The sequence below is a fragment of the Streptomyces sp. NPDC046335 genome (assembly GCF_055587985.1).
On the sequence record NZ_JBVJFF010000006.1, the window covers coordinates 1 to 17,108 of the forward strand.

Annotated in this window: 12 protein-coding genes, 2 pseudogenes and 2 CRISPR repeat arrays; of the genes and pseudogenes, 11 read left to right on the forward strand and 3 right to left on the reverse strand. The window is 68.2% G+C overall.

Going from position 1 to position 17,108, the window contains the following annotated elements; genetic code table 11:
• The 9 genes and pseudogenes from ACZ6JY_RS15435 to cas2e form a co-directional block, all read left to right on the forward strand.
• Window positions 1-242 (forward strand): annotated as a pseudogene (locus tag ACZ6JY_RS15435) (helix-turn-helix domain-containing protein); the annotation flags it as partial.
• A 449-nt stretch (window positions 243-691) separates the two neighbouring features.
• Window positions 692-1,635: a CRISPR direct-repeat array (repeat unit 29 nt; unit sequence CGGCTCACCTCCGCTCGCGCGGAGAGCAC).
• A 171-nt stretch (window positions 1,636-1,806) separates the two neighbouring features.
• Entirely contained in the window at window positions 1,807-4,674 is a 2,868-nt protein-coding gene (cas3, locus tag ACZ6JY_RS15440; protein ID WP_469196178.1) for a CRISPR-associated helicase Cas3', read from the forward strand.
• Between the two features lie 158 nt (window positions 4,675-4,832).
• Window positions 4,833-6,443, forward strand: a complete 1,611-nt coding sequence (casA, locus tag ACZ6JY_RS15445) for a type I-E CRISPR-associated protein Cse1/CasA (protein ID WP_469196180.1) — start codon at window positions 4,833-4,835, stop codon at window positions 6,441-6,443.
• The gene (gene casB / locus ACZ6JY_RS15450; RefSeq protein WP_469196182.1) at window positions 6,440-7,189 is read left to right on the forward strand and encodes a type I-E CRISPR-associated protein Cse2/CasB; all 750 of its coding nucleotides are present in this window, start codon (window positions 6,440-6,442) and stop codon (window positions 7,187-7,189) included. The genes casA and casB overlap by 4 nt, the downstream gene beginning before the upstream one ends.
• Window positions 7,190-7,259: 70 nt before the next feature.
• Window positions 7,260-8,435 carry a type I-E CRISPR-associated protein Cas7/Cse4/CasC gene (gene cas7e, locus ACZ6JY_RS15455; RefSeq protein WP_469196184.1) on the forward strand — a complete coding sequence of 392 codons (1,176 nt, stop codon included), beginning with the start codon at window positions 7,260-7,262 and terminating at the stop codon, window positions 8,433-8,435.
• Complete coding sequence (gene cas5e / locus ACZ6JY_RS15460; protein ID WP_469196186.1) at window positions 8,432-9,295, forward strand: type I-E CRISPR-associated protein Cas5/CasD; 864 nt, start codon at window positions 8,432-8,434, stop codon at window positions 9,293-9,295. Before cas7e ends, cas5e begins: the two co-directional genes overlap by 4 nt.
• Window positions 9,292-9,954, forward strand: a complete 663-nt coding sequence (gene cas6e, locus ACZ6JY_RS15465) for a type I-E CRISPR-associated protein Cas6/Cse3/CasE (RefSeq protein WP_469196188.1) — start codon at window positions 9,292-9,294, stop codon at window positions 9,952-9,954. The genes cas5e and cas6e overlap by 4 nt, the downstream gene beginning before the upstream one ends.
• A complete protein-coding gene (gene cas1e / locus ACZ6JY_RS15470) occupies window positions 9,951-10,943 on the forward strand; it encodes a type I-E CRISPR-associated endonuclease Cas1e (RefSeq protein WP_469196190.1) in 993 nt (330 codons plus the stop codon). Before cas6e ends, cas1e begins: the two co-directional genes overlap by 4 nt.
• A gap of 25 nt (window positions 10,944-10,968) precedes the next feature.
• A complete protein-coding gene (gene cas2e, locus ACZ6JY_RS15475) occupies window positions 10,969-11,280 on the forward strand; it encodes a type I-E CRISPR-associated endoribonuclease Cas2e (RefSeq protein WP_469196945.1) in 312 nt (103 codons plus the stop codon).
• An 18-nt stretch (window positions 11,281-11,298) separates the two neighbouring features.
• Window positions 11,299-12,913: a CRISPR direct-repeat array (repeat unit 29 nt; unit sequence GTGCTCTCCGCGCGAGCGGAGGTGAGCCG).
• A gap of 709 nt (window positions 12,914-13,622) precedes the next feature.
• Here cas2e and ACZ6JY_RS15480 read toward each other — a convergent pair.
• Entirely contained in the window at window positions 13,623-13,781 is a 159-nt protein-coding gene (locus ACZ6JY_RS15480; RefSeq protein ID WP_469196192.1) for a hypothetical protein, read from the reverse strand.
• Between the two features lie 96 nt (window positions 13,782-13,877).
• On the opposite strand from ACZ6JY_RS15480, the pseudogene ACZ6JY_RS15485 reads away from it, so the two are divergent.
• A pseudogene (locus tag ACZ6JY_RS15485) lies at window positions 13,878-14,686 on the forward strand (IS5 family transposase).
• Window positions 14,687-15,326: 640 nt separating this feature from the next.
• Here the strand turns inward: ACZ6JY_RS15485 and ACZ6JY_RS15490 are convergent.
• Both ACZ6JY_RS15490 and ACZ6JY_RS15495 read right to left on the reverse strand, forming a co-directional pair.
• Entirely contained in the window at window positions 15,327-16,496 is a 1,170-nt protein-coding gene (locus tag ACZ6JY_RS15490; protein ID WP_469196194.1) for a hypothetical protein, read from the reverse strand.
• A complete protein-coding gene (locus tag ACZ6JY_RS15495; RefSeq protein WP_469196196.1) occupies window positions 16,478-16,819 on the reverse strand; it encodes a hypothetical protein in 342 nt (113 codons plus the stop codon). Before ACZ6JY_RS15495 ends, ACZ6JY_RS15490 begins: the two co-directional genes overlap by 19 nt.
• A gap of 75 nt (window positions 16,820-16,894) precedes the next feature.
• Here ACZ6JY_RS15495 and ACZ6JY_RS15500 point away from each other — a divergent pair, with 75 nt between their 5' ends.
• The gene (locus tag ACZ6JY_RS15500; RefSeq protein WP_469196198.1) at window positions 16,895-17,107 is read left to right on the forward strand and encodes a helix-turn-helix domain-containing protein; all 213 of its coding nucleotides are present in this window, start codon (window positions 16,895-16,897) and stop codon (window positions 17,105-17,107) included.
• Window position 17,108 lies beyond the last annotated feature (1 nt).

A 17,108-nucleotide genomic window follows, 5' to 3' on the forward strand; every position in this document is an offset into this window, starting at 1 on the left:
CTGCCTCACGTTCTGGTCGAGTGGGTCACCATGCTCATCGTCACCCGTGAGGGTGACCGCCGTTGCAAGCTCCCGTCACACCAGCATGCCCTGGTCGGCCTGGTGTACCTGCACAGGCACGGCACCCTCGCCCAGCTCGCCGTCGGCTTCGGCATCTTCGTGGAACCGCCCACGCCTACACAGCAGCCGACATCGACCTGCTCGCCGACCGCGCGCCCGGCCTGCTGCGCGCTCTGCGCGAAGCCAGGATGGCTGTCAGCCGCTCCTCCGCCTGTCGCAGGAAATGCCACAAGGGCCCGCCGATTTCGACCCTCCTCTGGCTGTCCTTGCCGAGCTTCCTGCCTTTTCCGCCCCTGCCACTGATTGCCTCATACAGCGCGACACATTCCGAGGAAGCCGCACGAGCCGCCTCCTCCAGTTCGGGCTCCAAAGAGTCTTTGAACGTTGAGGCTGCGGCTGCGGCCGACCGCCACGCGGCACTGCCCGGACACATGCTCCACCTTCCGCGTATTGCTCTCGTCTCCGCCTCATACAACGCACGTTGGATTCTTTCGCCGTGAGCCTTCCAGCCGTCGCGCCTCCGCTCGCGCGGAGAGCACCGCAGAGCGGCGCAATGCCTGTGCGCACCGTCCGGCTCACTCCGCTCACGCAGAGAGCAATGCTCCTCGGCCTTGCCCGCCTGGATCTTGGCCGGCTCACCTCCGCTCGCGCGGAGAGCACTCCAGGTTCCACTCCCAGGGGCTGCCCTTCTTCGGCTCACCTCCGCTCGCGCGGAGAGCACGCGGGGCTGAACGGGTCGTTGTCCGGCTCCAGCGGCTCACCTCCGCTCGCGCGGAGAGCACGCGCGGGAGCAGGCCGAGGGCCTCGCGGAGTACGGCTCACCTCCGCTCGCGCGGAGAGCACTGGGCGAACACGTCCGGCCCGATATCGACCGGCGGCTCACCTCCGCTCGCGCGGAGAGCACGTCCTACATTTTCAGAACCTAAATAAGACGATCGGCTCACCTCCGCTCGCGCGGAGAGCACTACGACATGACCGACAGCATCGGCCGCCACTTCGGCTCACCTCCGCTCGCGCGGAGAGCACTACTCCCTCGACGGCACCTCGGCTGGTTCCTTCGGCTCACCTCCGCTCGCGCGGAGAGCACTGCCGGAGGTCGATGCGCGCGAACCCGGTGTCCGGCTCACCTCCGCTCGCGCGGAGAGCACGAGGACGCGGGCGGTCTTCTCAGGCTCGGTGTCGGCTCACCTCCGCTCGCGCGGAGAGCACGCGGACCCGAAGTGTTGAAGGGAGCGCTGCGCCGGCTCACCTCCGCTCGCGCGGAGAGCACGCGCTGCTTCGGCAGGCGGCCGAGGTTGATGCCGGCTCACCTCCGCTCGCGCGGAGAGCACACCCGGGCCCGCACTACCGTCGCGCCTACTGTCGGCTCACCTCCGCTCGCGCGGAGAGCACTGCGTGACATCGTCCTCGGTCACGTCGTCTGACGGCTCACCTCCGCTCGCGCGGAGAGCACGCCCGCGCCTTACGGCCCGCCCGGGTGGTGCGCGGCTCACCTCCGCTCGCGCGGAGAGCACTTCGCCTCCTGGCTCTACCAGGACATGGGCGACGGCTCACCTCCGCTCGCGCGGAGAGCACCCTTCGCGACCTGGCCTTACTCGGCCGCTTTGCCATCTCTTTGCAGAGCCTCGTCGTGCATGCGTCTCGATTCGTTGTCGTCGCGCAGCGAGTGTAAGACCCGCCCCTCACGCCGGTGTGAACTTGGGCCATTTGGGGCTGTTGTCAGTGGGGCGTGCTACCTCTGTGGACATGCTGAAGCGCGACGAGGCGGGAGCCTCGGGGGACTGTGTTCTGGATGTTCGACTGTGGGGCAAGGAGAGCGGGCTGTCGCAGCCGTATCCGGTGGTGTGCCATCTCCTTGATACCAGTGCGGTGTTCCAGGAGCTTTGGGATGTCATTCTGAGCGACGAGACCAAGGCGGCTATTGCGGGTGCGCTTGGCCTGAGCGTGGCAGAGGCACGGTCAGTGGTCTCGTTCTGGGCCGGGTTGCATGACATCGGCAAGATCACCCCTCCGTTCCAGGCTCAAGTCCCCTCCCTCTACAAGGCAGTTCGCGAGGATCCGGCGTACGTCAGTGCGCCGGGCGCCGAAGGCGAGAAGGGGTTCCGCCACGAGATCGCTTCCCACTGGTCGCTCTACGAGCTTCTCGCGAGAGCCGGGTATTCCGGGAGCGGGCGTCTGCTGCACAGGTCGGTGAGCCATCAGATCGCGCAGTTGCTGGGCGGTCATCACGGCGTGTTCGGCGCGGTGCTGAAGGCGAAGGAGGCGGCTCGGGCCAGTGACTACAACCCCGGCCTGGGCCGTGGTGGTTGGGCTGAGCAGCGGCAGGTGCATTTCGATGAGCTGCGACGGGTCACGGGGGCGTCCGCGGTTCCTCAGGGTGGATTGCCGGCGGGGCTGGCTGTGGTGGTGGCAGGGCTGGTTGTGGTGGCGGACTGGCTGGCAAGTCAGACGTCTGCGATCGGACGGCGGACTCCTGGCCCTGGGTGGTCGGGAACGGCGGCCGAGGTGGATGGCCATTGGCAGGCTGCTGTGAAGGCAGCTCCGGAGATGGTGAGGGTGGCACGTCTGGGCCGAGCCAGTTTCTCTGCCGGGGAGTTCGGAGCGATGTTCCCCTTCGCGCCCAACAGCTTGCAACGGGATCTCGTGGAGCATCTTCCCGCGATGGTGGCGGAGCATGGGCCGGGTCTGGTGCTGGTGACGGCCCCGACGGGTGACGGCAAGACGGAGGCTGCTCTGTTCGCGGCCTCCCTGCTGGGTCGGGCGGCCGGTGCCCGGGGGTTGTATTTCGCGCTGCCGACGATGGGCACTGCGGACGCGATGCTGCCGCGAGTGGGAGCGTTCGCCGGCAGGGCGCTGTCCGGGGAACGAGCGCTGATGCTGCTGCACTCGATGGCGTGGCTGAGTTCGCCGGGCAGTGACAACCGTACTGACGTGTCCGACGGTGAGGGCGGTGAGGGCGCTGTGAGCGCGGGGAGACAGACCGCGGTTGAGGCGGATGGATGGTTGCGGGGTGCCAAGCGTGGGTTGCTCGCTCCGCTGGGTGTGGGGACGATCGATCAGGCTTTGAGCGCGGTGCTCCCGTTGCGGTACAACGTGCTGCGCTTGTTGGGGCTGTCGGACAAGGTGTTCGTCGTCGATGAGGCGCACGCGTACGGGCCGTGGATGCATCAGCTCCTGGTGCGGCTGCTCGAATGGCTGGGTGAGATGCGTGCACCGGTGGTGTTGCTGTCCGCCACGCTCACGGGCCGGACGGCCGGCTCGCTGGTGGACGCCTACCGGCGTGGTGCCGGGATTCGCGAGCCGTCACATGTGGTACCGCGTTATCCCGGTTGGCTGTTCGCGAGCGGAGCCTTGGGAGTGGTGCTGCCCGCGCGCGGCACGCAGAGCAATCGTGCGCGGACGTTGCGGGTGACCCGTCGGCCGGTGGTCTGGGACGCCTTGGACCCGGTCGGCGCGCCGGCGCGGGAGGGCGGTCGGCGCGCGGCGCTGCGGGAGGTGCTGGCGCCTGTTGCCGCGGAAGGTGGTACCGCGCTGGTGTGCTGCACGACGGTGGCCGAGGCTCAGCAGACCTATCGGGATGTCTGTGCGGCTTTCCCGGGGCTTGCAGCCTCCGCGGGCGGGGTGCGGCTGCTGCACTCCCGCTACCCGGCTGACGAGCGGGCGAAGATTACGGCCCAGTGCGAGGCCGCGTACGGGAAGCCGGGAGGGGAACCGCTCTCGGTCCGGCCCGGGTCGGTTCTGGTGGCGACGCAGGTGGTGGAGCAGTCCCTGGACTTCGACTTCGATCTGGTGGTGAGCGATCTGGCGCCGCTCGCCCAGTTGTTGCAGCGCGGCGGACGTGGACGGCGGCACCAGCGCGGATCTCTCGGCCGGCCAAGGTGGGCGGCTGCGGAGAGCGAACCGGAGCTGGTGGTCCTCGACCCGCTGACAGGCTCCGAGGGGGCCGTACCGCCCCGCTCGTGGGGGATGGTCTACGACGCTGGGCTGCTCCTGCGCACGTCACGGACTCTGCAGGAGTGCGCGCCGGGCGGCATCGCGGTACCCGGTGACGTGCAACGGCTGGTCGACGAGGTGTACGAGGAAGAGTTCGTCGACCGGCTGGAGGGCGCCGCCCGTGAGGAGCTGGTGAGGCTGGACGAGGAGCGGCTGGCTGGCGAGGCCGCCGAGCGGCATCTGGCGGCTTGGACCAGCATCTGCTCCCCGGCGGACGTGAAGGGCGATCTGAGCAAGCTGTCCGCGCGGGAGGCGGGAGTGACCCAGGAGCTGCTGACGACACGTCTGGGAGCCGACACGGGTCGGGTGCTCTGCCTGTACGAGCAGCCAGAGGGAACCATGACGCTCGACCCGCACGGCAAGGCTGAGATCCCCGCTGGCGGGCGGCACGGCCTCCGGGCGGCGGAGCTGGCTGATGTCGCACGGCGGGTGGCCCCGGTCCCGGGGCGATGGCTGCGCGGCGATGCATCCGGTGGCGAAGTACCGCAGAAGTGGGGGACGCATCCCTCGCTTCGCGACCTCGTTGTGCTGCGTATGAGCCCTGCCGCAGAGGGACGTTGGACGTGTCGCCACGGGCGCTACACGATCTCGATATCGAACGTCGGCCTCGAAGCTCAGTGACCTTCCCGCTTTCATCACTTCGCTTTCACGCCTCCACTACATTGCAAGAGCGTTAATCATCGCCAAGTTGACGCACGACCACGGTATGCCCTGCGTGGCCTGGGCCGCGCTCTCCTCTCCGACCTGCAGCGTTGCCTGAATGACGACAGGACACCTCCATGCCGAACGGCTACAACCTGATCCATCAACCGTGTGTCCCCGTCCGGTGGAGACCCGGCATCGCCCCGCCCGAGACGGGGCGGCTCCCGGATCTCGTGGGGTTACGTGAACTGATGCTGCGCAGCCACGACATCGAGTGCCTGGCGATTGCCGACGCACCCGCGCACGCAGCCCTGCTCCGCATCCTGTACGCGCTGACGGCCAGGGTGGCCGACCTGACCGAGCAGGGCCCGGACGGCGACTGGGACGTACGCCGGCTGGATGTTCTGGACGCCGGCCGGCTTCCGCCCGACGAGGTGGAGGCGTACTTCCGGGACTTCGAGGACCGGTTCTTCCTGTTCGCTCCCGGCGGCCGTCCCTGGATGCAGGATCCCCGGCTGACGGAACAGTGCGACGGGGCGAACACCGCCGGTGTCAACAAGCTCATCGTCACCCGCCCCTCGGGCAACAATCACTCCTGGTTCCGGCACGACACCGACACCGCCCCCGAACTGCCGACCGCCCCCGAAGCCTTCCTCAGCCTGCTGGTATGGCACTACCACGGGCCCTCAGGCCGGTGCTCGTCCCGTGAAGTGAACGGGGTGAAGAGCGCGAGCGCCACCGCCGGCCCGCTCCGCACAGCCCTGTCCTACCACCCCGAAGGCGACTCCCTCTTCGAGACACTGCTCGCCGGCCTCGTCCCCCCGGAGGACGAGGTGGTCGGGCGGGATGACCTGTGCCCGTGGGAGGAGCAGGACCTCCCGGACCCTGACCGTCCTCCGAGGCAGTCCCGGGGGCCGCGCTCGCGGCACACCGGCCGTTCCCAGCACGCGCTGCTCCTGCTTCCCGACGAGGACGGCACGCATGTGCGGGACGCCTTCATCACCTGGGCCTACCGGGGTGAGCGGATGCCCAGGGAGGACGACTACCTGATCTGGCAGACCAGCCAGCAGAACAACCGCTACCCGCGCCCCGCGGACGCCGGGCGTGCGCTGTGGAGAGACCTGGACGCGCTGCTGCTGCAGCACCCGCCGGCAGGCAGTGCGCACCCCCAGCAGCCCCGCGTCTTCCGCACAGCGGTCCAGGTCTCCGAGGACTTGCGGGTGCGGGCGCTCGGCTTCGACCAGGAGGGTCAGGCCAAGGACACGCAGTTCATCGACGCGAGCACCCCCGCCGTCCTGGCATATGCCGAGGACAACGACCCGCGCACCGTCCCGGCCGTCGGCCGGCTGCGGCAGTTCGGAGAAATGTACGGGCGACGTCTGGAGCGGGCCGTCAAAAGGGCCTGGTCGGCCTATGTCAGGGACGCCAAAGCGGACGGTGGCGCCTGGGCGGCCGAGGCCGGTGCCCGCTACTGGCCGCGCGCGGAGGCGGAGTTCTGGGCACGGTTCCGTCTCCTGGACGGCACCGGTGACGTGGCCGACGGCGGCTTCGACCCGGCAGCCACCCGCCGGGCCTTCCTCCTCCTGGCCCAGGAGGCGTACGACGCGGTGACCGAGCCCGTGACGCGCACCGTCCGCGGTGCCAAAGCCGTATCGCAGGCCCGCCTCGACCTGTACGGCACACGGCCGAAAGCCCAGCCGGCGACCTCGCCCAGTCCGCACGCGAAGACCAAGGAGCCCACCGGATGACCGCCATTCCTCCGCCCAGTACTCAGGACGCACCGCTTGCCCCACCCGCTGGGGCGGCACCGGCCGTCCCGCAGCAGAGCGGAACACCGCGGGACGGCGGCGCACGGGCGTTCACCGACTGGGTCGAGCACGTCTGCCGCGACGATCCGGGCGCCCGCAGCGCTCTGCGCAGCGGGCTGCGCAAGGACCTCGACTCCGTCCGGCGCATGCACCGCCTGGTCGCCCCGTGGCTCCCCGAGCAGCGCTCCCAGGATATGGAGCGGGCGTACTACACGGTCGCGGCGATGATCGCGGCCCAGCCCCGCAGCGCACTGACGTCCGCCGAGCGCTCGGACGACGACCTGGTGCAGTCCGGCGGGCACGAGTCCCCCCGCAGCACGCCTCGGCTGCGTCGCGCCAGTCTCGGCACGGCGTTCGCCACGGCGGTCACCGAGGGGCCGGGCCGGGAGAAGGAGATGCGGGCAGGAACCGCGGAGAGCCGCCTCAACCTCCTCACCCGCCAGAGTGTCAAGGGCCTGCACCGGCATCTTCCCGCCTCCGTCGGCTACCTGCGCTCGCTGGGCGTGGAAGTCGACTGGGCCCAGCTCCTCGACGACCTCGGCAGCTGGCGCACCCGCTCCGGGCGGATCTCCCGCACCTGGCTTCAGGACTTCTACCGCCTGCGGAACAAGGCCACCGCGCAACAGGCCGACGAGGCCGACGAGAAGGAAGTGGTGGCAAACCCGGCGGCCCCCGCCTCTCCCTGACCGCACACCATCCATCCCCGTAGACCGCTCAGCACACCTGGCGCACCCCGTACGAAGGAGTCACACCAGCATGCCCATGGCCGCCCGTTTCATCGACATCCACGTCCTCCAGAGCATCCCGTTCGCCAACCTGAACCGCGACGACACGAACTCGGTCAAGACGGTCCAGTACGGCAACGTGCTGCGCACCCGGGTCAGCAGCCAGTCCTGGAAGCGGGCCATCCGCGGCGTGTTCGAGGACCGCATCGGCCAGGCGGCGCTGCGCACCCGCCGCATCGGTGAGCGTGTCACCCGCCTCCTCACCGAGACCCGCGGCTGGCCTCAGGACCTCGCCGAGAAGGCCGGTGCGCACACGGCCGCGGCCAGCAGCATCAAGTTCGACTTCGCGAAGGACCCCAAGGACCAGAAGCAAAATGTTGCCAACAAGGTCCTCACCAACGCGATGGTCTACGTTCCCGACACGGCCGTGTCCGAACTCGCCGACCTGGCCGAAGAGTTCCGCGAGGCTCTCCAGAGTGCGAAGGACATCAAGAAGCCGGCCGACAAGAGCATCCTGCCCGCCGACCGCGTCGAGGCGATCCTGCGCTCCCGCAACGGCGTCATCAACCTCTTCGGCCGCATGCTCGCCGAAGTCGACAACGCCGGTGTCGACGGCGCCGTCCAGGTCGCCCACGCCCTCACCACCCATGAGACCGACGTCGAACTCGACTACTTCTCCGCCGTCGACGACGTCACCGCCCACTGGGGCGACCAGAGCGGCAGCGGCCACATGGGCCACACCGAGTTCAGCGCAGGCACCTTCTACCGGTTCGCCACCGTCGACCTGCGTGACCTCGCCCGCAACGTCGGCGACCACCCCGACGAGCTCCGCGAACTCACCGCCGCCTTCCTCAGTGCCTTCATCCTGTCCCTTCCACAGGCGAAGAAGAACTCCACCGCCCCGCACACGATCCCCGACCTCGCCCACATCTCCGTACGCACCGACCGGCCTCTCTCCTACGCAGCCGCGTTCGAGAATCCCGTCATCGCATCAGGCCAGGGCGGCTACGCGGCCCCGTCCCGCACCACGCTGTCCGAGTACGCTGATGACGCCAACCTTCTTCTCGGCACCGGGGGCATCCTCAACGCAGGCTGGGCCGGCATCGACGCCAAGGGCCTCGACGGCCTCGGCACCCGCCACACCAGCTACGACACCCTCATCGACACCGCCCTCACCCACGCCCTGCCCTCCGGCGGTGCTGCATGACCACCCCGGCCCCCGCACCCGAGCCGGGACTGCTGCTCCGCTTGACCGGGCCCCTGCAGTCCTGGGGCCTGCACAGCCACTTCAATGAACGTGACACCGCCTCCTTCCCGACCCGCTCCGGCGTCATCGGCATGCTCGCCTCCGCTCTCGGACGCCGCCGCGACCAGCCCATCGACGACCTCACCACCCTGCATCTGACCGTACGCACCGACCGGCCGGGTGTCCTGCTGCGCGACCTGCACACCGTCGGCGGCGGTCTCCCCGGCAAAGCGACCGTGACCACCGCCGAGGGCAAGAAGCGCACCGGCGACACCGGCACCCTCCTCACCCACCGCTACTACCTCGCCGACGCCGCCTTCACCCTCGCCCTCACCACCCCCCAGCCCACCCCCGACACCCAGGCGCTCCTCGAGCGTTGCGCGAACGCCCTGCGCAACCCCCAGTGGCCCCTGCACCTCGGCCGCCGCTCCTGCCCGCCCGAAGGCCCCCTACTGCTCGGACAGAGCGACGACGCCCTGCACCACCTCATCCACCTGCCACTCGCCGCACCACCCCCCAGAAAGAAGGCAGCGGAAGGCGCACCCGTGGAATTCCTGGCAGACCGCCCGCTGACCTTCCTGCCCGCCCCCGCCCGCACGACCAGCAAAACCCACGAGGACGGCACGCACGCCTCAGGTCAGCTCAACGACCAGCCCATCAGCTACCACCCGAGCCAACGCTCCTACCGCGCACGCCCCTTGTACCGGCGCACCCTGCTCCTGCCCTATGCCCAGTTCGCCGGATTCGGCGCCCAGCAGCTCACCGCGCTGGGACGCTACCTCGACACCCGGCTGCACACCACCGAAGGGAGCCGACGATGACGCTCTGGCTCACCCGGATCATCCCCGACGCTCGCTCGCGTGAAGCCCGCCGCGATCTGGGCGACCCGATCGGCACCCACCGCCGCATCATGAGCCTCTTCCCGTCCAACGCGGGCCCCGACCCCCGCGCCCGCTTCGGCATCCTCTTCCGCGCCGAAGACACCCCCGCCGGCCCCCACCTCCTGCTCCAGTCCACCCACGAACCCGACACCGCCCGCCTCCCCGACGGCTACGGCACCACCCTCGCCCGCCCCCTCGACGCACTCATCGACGCCATCCGCCCCGGCCTCACCATCCGCTACCGCTGCGCCGCCAGCCCCGTCCGCAAACCCGGCGCCACCACCCGCGCCCTCCACAACCTGCCGGCCGCCGTCGCCCTCACCGGCGCCGCAGCCGACGAATGGTGGCTCCGCCAAGCCGACCACAGCGGAATCAAACCCCTCACCCACCACTCCCACCCCCTGGACGCCATCCGCGGACAACGCCGCCCCGACGGAGCCCCGCCCCAAAACATCCGACACGCCCGCACCCAGTTCGACGGAACCGCCGCCATCATCGACACCGACCTCCTGCGCACAGCCATCCTCAACGGCATCGGCAGAGGCAAGGCATACGGCTGCGGCCTCCTCAGCATCGCCCCCGCAAGGCAGACCCCATGACCCCACCACCGGCCACCAAGCCCCTCACCAACAGCAACGCCCGGCGCAGACTCGCCGCCCCCACCGTTGCCATGCTCCCCCGCACCGCCGACTCCCTGTCCTTCCTCTACCTCGACATCGTCCGCATCCACCAGGACGACACCGGAGTCTGCGCAGAAGTCACCAGCGAACAACGCGGAACCGAAACCGTCTACCTCCCCACCGCAGCCCTCAGCTGCGTCCTCCTCGGCCCCGGCACCTCCATCACCGCCCGCGCCCTCACCACCTTCGCCAGAAACGGCACCACCGTCCTCACCACGGGATCAGGAGGCGTCCGCTGCTACTCCGCCGCCGTCCCCGAATCCCTCACCACCCTCTGGCTCGAACACCAGACCCGGGCCTGGGCCAACGACACCCGCCGCCTCACCATCGCCCAGGCCATGTACGAACTGCGCTTCGGAAACGAAACCGCAACCAACGGAACCACCCTCGACAAACTCCGCGGCATGGAAGGCCAACGCGTCAAGGCCCACTACCAACTCCTCGCCCGCCAGTACAAGATCGGCCGCTTCCGCCGCTCCTACGACCCCTCCTCCTGGGACAGCCAGGACCCCGTCAACCTCGCCCTCTCCTCAGCCAACACCTGCCTCTACGGCATCGTGCACGCCGCCATCACAGCGCTCGGCTGCTCCCCCGCCCTCGGATTCGTCCACAGCGGCAACCAGCAAGCCTTCGTCTACGACATCGCCGACCTCTACAAAGCAGAACTCACCATCCCCCTCGCCTTCTCCCTCCACGCCTCAGCGAACCCCGAAGGCGAAGCACGCCGCTCCTTCCGCCACGAACTACGCCTCTTCCAACTACTCCCCCGCATAGTCACCGACATCCAGCAACTCCTCGACCCCGACCACACCTACGAACCCCCCGACCCCACAGAACACATGGTCGACCTCTGGGACCCCGTAACCGGCTCCGTACCCGCCGGCATCCACCACGGAAACCAGCCGTGACCCTGCCCACGGAAGGACACCGGCCATATCCTCGATGATCGTCATCTCAGCCACCGCCGTACCCGACCACCTCCGCGGCGCCCTCACCCGCTGGCTACTCGAAGTCACACCCGAGCTGTATGTCGGCACCGTCTCCGCCAAGGTCCGCGACGAACTCTGGTCAGCCGTCGCCGCCTGCACCAACGACGGCATAGCCGTGCTCGCCCACCCCGCTGACAACGAACAAGGCTTCCAACTGCGAACAGCAGGCGCCCGCCGTCGCGAACCGATCGACTTCGATGGCCTCACTCTGATCGCCTTCCAGAGAGAAGGTCAAGAAATGGCAAACCCCTTCTAACGCCCCAGGTCACGAAGGGTGCTCTCCGCGCGAGCGGAGGTGAGCCGAATCCGCAGTGCGCTTCGCCGCGATCTGGTTCGTGCTCTCCGCGCGAGCGGAGGTGAGCCGCGGGGCATGGCTCGGGCGGACTCGGCGTACGCGTGCTCTCCGCGCGAGCGGAGGTGAGCCGTACAGCAGTACACGGCAGAAGAGGTCGTTGTCGTGCTCTCCGCGCGAGCGGAGGTGAGCCGGCCCGCGACGCCTCGGCCGCGCTCACCGACCTGTGCTCTCCGCGCGAGCGGAGGTGAGCCGCCGAGCGCACGGCCGTCGTGCCCCTCTCCGCCGTGCTCTCCGCGCGAGCGGAGGTGAGCCTCTCGTCGGCCGTCTTCTGTGACTTCTTGTGGAGTGCTCTCCGCGCGAGCGGAGGTGAGCCGTCGCGACGGGTTCCGGTCGCCGTCGTGTCGCCGTGCTCTCCGCGCGAGCGGAGGTGAGCCGCTGTTGCCGATGATGCGGATACGGCGGTGCCAGTGCTCTCCGCGCGAGCGGAGGTGAGCCGACCGGCATCCCGGAGTCCGGCACGGTGACGTAGTGCTCTCCGCGCGAGCGGAGGTGAGCCGCTCCGCTACCTCCTCGCCCACCCCGGCGAGTTGTGCTCTCCGCGCGAGCGGAGGTGAGCCGATCGAATACATCACGACCGACGCCACGCTGTGGTGCTCTCCGCGCGAGCGGAGGTGAGCCGATCAGGTCTCCTGACTTTGTCTTGATCGGAACGTGCTCCCCGCGCGAGCGGAGGTGAGCCGCGTGCGGCCAGCTGCTCGCGCAGGTACTCGGGGTGCTCTCCGCGCGAGCGGAGGTGAGCCGGCGAGAGGGTCCTCCGGCCCGGGATCGGGCAGGTGCTCTCCGCGCGAGCGGAGGTGAGCCGCAGGGCACGGACCTGGTCGCCCTAGGTGAGGTGTGCTCTCCGCGCGAGCGGAGGTGAGCCGCTCCCCGCCGTAGAGGTAGCCGCTGCGGCCGGGTGCTCTCCGCGCGAGCGGAGGTGAGCCGTACCGTCGACTGACAGGGAGTTCGGCACATGAGTGCTCTCCGCGCGAGCGGAGGTGAGCCGAAGTCGACCTCTTCGGCTTCTTCTTCGTCGAAGTGCTCTCCGCGCGAGCGGAGGTGAGCCGAGGTTGTCCGTCCGGCGCCTTCGGAAGGAAGGGTGCTCTCCGCGCGAGCGGAGGTGAGCCGCGCTCCGCGATGTCCTCGGCCGGGGCGTCGGTGTGCTCTCCGCGCGAGCGGAGGTGAGCCGTAGTGGAACGACGTCAGCATGCGGAACGTCATGTGCTCTCCGCGCGAGCGGAGGTGAGCCGGCGTCGCGGGCCTCGGACTCGGCCTGGGTCCGGTGCTCTCCGCGCGAGCGGAGGTGAGCCGCCAATACTCGGCAAGGTCGCCAAGGGGGTCGGGTGCTCTCCGCGCGAGCGGAGGTGAGCCGCTGTCCGGCTCCGGCTCGGGGCCGCGGGCGTTGTGCTCTCCGCGCGAGCGGAGGTGAGCCGACGTGGTTGGCCATGGCGGTCAGCTCCCGGGCGTGCTCTCCGCGCGAGCGGAGGTGAGCCGCAGATGTTCCGCAGCGCGGCCGAGACCAAGCGGTGCTCTCCGCGCGAGCGGAATTGAGCCGCCGACCTCCGTCCCTCGCCCTTACACGCCCGAGTGCTCTCCGCGTGAGCGGAGGTAGCCACGGCCGTTTCGTTCCAACCTCGTTATTGATTGCCCTCATGGTCCGAGGACTCACCGGCGACGCCACCATGAACTGGTACGAAACCTGGCCAGGGCCAAACACGAATCAACGGGCTGAACGCTCAATTAGAAGCGGTGCATCTGTCCGCTCCTCACCCATCGACCCATCCGTGAGTAAATCGGACTAGCGATCTAGGTGTCACTACGCCGGGTGCCCCTTTCGCTTTACGATGCCCTCATCCCATTTCCTTCTGCTTGAATCTTTTCCAGATACTATTGATCCTCGTGTCAGCCAAGCTGGCGCTCTGGAGGGCGAGTGCAAGACGAAGAACGAGACTGGGCCTTTTGGAGTCTCCTCGTCGCTATGCTCCAATTAGTCCTGGAAGTTATACGGTAACTGCCAACGAGACTCGTACGAGTCACCGCTTCCCCTGCCATCGGTTTGTTTCTCCGCGTAAGCGGAGGTGAGCCGATTCAGGCAGACGGGAGATCTGGCGCGCTACCAGCCTTCTCCGCGCGAGCGGAGGTGAGCCGCTCATTACGCGGAGCGGCAAGGTCCGGGCCCACCATACTTAAAGAGGATGACGTCCCGCGTCACCACAGCCCGCCCCGACTGCACTTGCCGGCGCCTGCTCGACCTCGTGCAGCGCCTAGCCCGACGCCTCGGCGGTAGCGGTGACTGCGGCCTGGAACGCCTCGGCGGTATCCCACCTGCGCCGCTGCGCGGTGTACGCCTCGCCGTCGAAGCCCGCGAGCCGTGCGCGCGCTTCCTCGGCGGAACGCTCCAGGTGTATCAGTTCGTCGGCCATGTCAGCGTTAACGGATCTTAAGAGCTCGTAACGCGATCTTGCCGAATCGTCCTGGTGGGGCGTGACCGATCTGACGATTCGGCCGTTCGTGATGGTGTGAGCACTCGGCCGTGGATCGTGGACGATGAGTTGTGGGCACTGATCGAACCGCTGCTGCCGCCGTGGCCGGAACGGTCGCCGGGGCCGCGGCCAGTGTCGGACCGGCTCTGTCTCCAAGGCATCCTGTTCGTTCTCCACAACGACATAGCGTGGCAACTCCTACCTCTCGAGCTGGGGTTCGGCTCCGGCCAGACCTGTTGGCGTCGCCTGAACCGGTCGCAGAAGGCAGGAGTCTTCGACCAACTGCACCAAGTCCTGCTCGCGGAGCTGAACGCGGCCGGCGAACTCGACTGGTCACGCGCGTGCGTGGACGGCTCCCACATCCGCGCGAAAAAGGGGGACCCGACACCGATCCGTCGCCGGTCGACCGGCGGAAGACGGGCAGCAAGCACCACCTGATCTGTGATGGACGTGGCATCCCGCTCAAGGTCATCACCACCGCGGCGAACGTCAACGACGTCACCTAGACGCTCGCCCTGGTCGACGGGATCTCGCCCGTCGCAGGCCGCCCGGGCCGGCCCCGTCGCAGGCCCGACGCCCTGCTCGGCGACAAAGGCTACGACTCCAACCCAAACCGGGACGCGCTACGCAAGCGACGGATCCTGCCTGTCATCTCGCGCAAGGGCTGCCCGAACATCAAAGGGATGGGCAAGCTCCGCTACGTCGTCGAGCAGACCTTCGCGCTCCTCCACCAATTCAAGCGTCTCGCCGTCCGCTGGGAACGCCGCGCCGAACTCCACGACGCCTTCGTTTCCCTGGCCTGCAGCCTGATCTGCTGGAGACGTCTCAAGAAGACCCGCACATGATCATGTTACGAGCTCTAAACGGACCCCATTCAGGTCTAACCGAGCGATGCACAGGGGCACTTCGACATGAACCCGGCAGTGCCCTGCGTGCAACCGAAAGAGTGACGCCATGGGTGACATCCCGAGGTCCCGCAATGCGAAGCACTCGATTCTCCGACAACTGTTCACACCGCTCTGACAGACGCGCATGTGCGCCGCACAGCGGAGGACCGCAGCGACGAAGGAGAACATCGACAAGATCAAGCGGGCGTGATCATAAATCAAGCAACTCAAGAAGAACGGCACGCTGAAGTAGGCCCGGCAGGACGTGAATGACCCCTCCGTCCTCCCCGCCGACGCGGGGGCGTTCCGCCGGCATAAGAGGCACGAGCGAGGTCCTACACACCCTTCCTGCCGAGGCGGGGGCCACAAGTTCACCCAGTTCGCCAGCGGGAGCGCCCCAGCCCTCTCGGCAGTCACTCAGCGTGCCTCGAGCACGGATGATGCTCCGCCTCGTCACCGCTGCTCTCATTCCGCAGCCGCCGCGGTCCTGCCGCCCTGCCCTTCCCCACTGCAGCTCACGCGGCTCCCAGCCGCCAAGATCCGGACCACCTACGGACCAGCCCCCGCCCCCTGAGTCGATTGTCTCCATTTCCGCAGGTCAGGTCACCAGGAAGCCTGTACCACCAGCAGACGAAGAACCTGTTGGTGTCGTACTCGCCGAAGAAACTGGGCTTCTTCTAGACACGAAAAAAGGGCGCCTGACCAGGGCAATCACCCGGCAGGCGCCCTCCTCGTCGTCCGTCGGGGCCTCCCATCGGCGCATCGACTCCTCGATCAAGCTGTTGGCGTGGTTCCGCGCCTCAGCCAGGGACTTGGCGTAGTAGCGGAACAGCACTTGAATGCTTTGTCCGGCTCGGCGCGCACACTCAGCTGGGTCGACGCCGGAAGCAAGCCAGAACGAAATGCCTGCGTGGCGGAGGTCGTAGGGGCGCTTCACCAACTCAAGGGCATGCTCACCGAGGGTGCGAGCAGCCTCGCGCGCCCCTCCCCAAGTGATGCCGTACGCCGCGGCATCAGCGTAATTGCCCGCCGCATCGCGGAAGAGACGTCCATCTGGGGCAACTCCGAAGCGTTCTATATGTTCGCGCAACATACGGACGAGCACGGGCGGAATGGGCACCGGCCGCATCGCCTTGGCTGCTCGGCGCTTGAGCGAGTGAATCTCGCAAACGTCACCGTCATCAGTCCACCTCTTGCCAGCCGTCACAACACCACCCTTCAGGTTGAGCAATCCCCAACCGCTCGCCGGCAAGCGGCACTGGGACTTTTGCAGATGAATCACCTCAGCCGGGCACATGGCGGCGTAGTACATGCAACCGAAGAACGCGTACAGGTGTGGGCCGCGGCCTGGGAGAGCTTTGGCAGCGGCAAGCAGCCGTGCGACTTGCGCTGGGTTCGGCACGCAGTCGGGATCAACTTCGTCAGCGACTTCAGGGACGGACCGGCGAAGGCCGGTCAACGGGTTCTGGCTGAAGTACCCGCGTTCGACTACCACTCCAAAGACTTCGTTGACAGCGGCCTTCTTACGCTTCACAGTCTTCGCAACAGCTGCCGTCCCATCGACCTTGCGGCACAAAGCGTCGAGCCCTCTGCGCAAGGCATCGGGTTCCTCCAATTCGCTGACAGGCAGGAGTAGCAGCTCGGGGCGCTCCTCACCGTCCTCCCCGTAGGCGCCCTCGTCGAGCCGAAGGAACGAGTCAAGACCGAACGTGGCCGGCTTCACCTCGGCCGCGGGCCGAACGTTGCCGGTCACGACCGACTGCCGCATGCCCCGCTCATCGAGGGCAGCGAGAACCGCGGCGGCACCGGGCAGTGCGTGGCCACGCTCGCGCAGTTCGGCTCAGCGCTGAACGTGCGCCTGCCGAGTGCGTCAGCGAACCGGGCAAACAGTTGCTCGTCGAAGTCGAGTCCGTGGAGGCGGGCGGTCTCCCGTAGGGTCACACGCTCCGTCGATCCGGTGACCGACGCCTGCTGGCGCATCGCGGCTCCTGTCACCTGTTCGAAGGCGTTGGCCCACAGCTCGCGGCCCAGCCCGCCTATGGCCACGAGCGTGTGGTCGATGTCCCACAGCACCCGTTCTGGCACCGGCATCTCCTTTCCTCGGAACAGCAGGGTCCCCTTGAATGCGGCACCCTACGCTCGGACGAAGCAGTGAGGAGCGGACATATGGTTGCGGCAGACCTCCCCATCGGGGACCGCATCAGGCACTACCGCGGCGGGCGTCGGCAGGACGCAGTCGCTGGGCTGGTCGGTATCAGTCCGGATTACCTGTCGCAGATCGAGCGCGGCCTGAAGGTTCCGTCAGTGCCGATGTTGTACGCCCTCGCCTCGGAGCTGGGAGTGCCGGCCGCCGCACTGCTGTCCGACAGGCGCCCGTAGA

Bases quoted from the DNA above. Each gene is read 5' to 3' on its own strand.
- ACZ6JY_RS15500 (WP_469196198.1), top strand. From the start codon at position 16,895: ATGGTTGCGGCAGACCTCCCCATCGGGGACCGCATCAGGCACTACCGC.
- casA (WP_469196180.1), top strand. From the start codon at position 4,833: ATGCCGAACGGCTACAACCTGATCCATCAACCGTGTGTCCCCGTCCGG.
- ACZ6JY_RS15480 (WP_469196192.1), bottom strand. From the start codon at position 13,781: ATGGCCGACGAACTGATACACCTGGAGCGTTCCGCCGAGGAAGCGCGC.
- cas7e (WP_469196184.1), top strand. From the start codon at position 7,260: ATGCCCATGGCCGCCCGTTTCATCGACATCCACGTCCTCCAGAGCATC.
- casB (WP_469196182.1), top strand. From the start codon at position 6,440: ATGACCGCCATTCCTCCGCCCAGTACTCAGGACGCACCGCTTGCCCCA.
- cas5e (WP_469196186.1), top strand. From the start codon at position 8,432: ATGACCACCCCGGCCCCCGCACCCGAGCCGGGACTGCTGCTCCGCTTG.
- ACZ6JY_RS15495 (WP_469196196.1), bottom strand. From the start codon at position 16,819: ATGCCGGTGCCAGAACGGGTGCTGTGGGACATCGACCACACGCTCGTG.
- ACZ6JY_RS15490 (WP_469196194.1), bottom strand. From the start codon at position 16,496: ATGCGGCAGTCGGTCGTGACCGGCAACGTTCGGCCCGCGGCCGAGGTG.
- cas3 (WP_469196178.1), top strand. From the start codon at position 1,807: ATGCTGAAGCGCGACGAGGCGGGAGCCTCGGGGGACTGTGTTCTGGAT.
- cas1e (WP_469196190.1), top strand. From the start codon at position 9,951: ATGACCCCACCACCGGCCACCAAGCCCCTCACCAACAGCAACGCCCGG.
- cas6e (WP_469196188.1), top strand. From the start codon at position 9,292: ATGACGCTCTGGCTCACCCGGATCATCCCCGACGCTCGCTCGCGTGAA.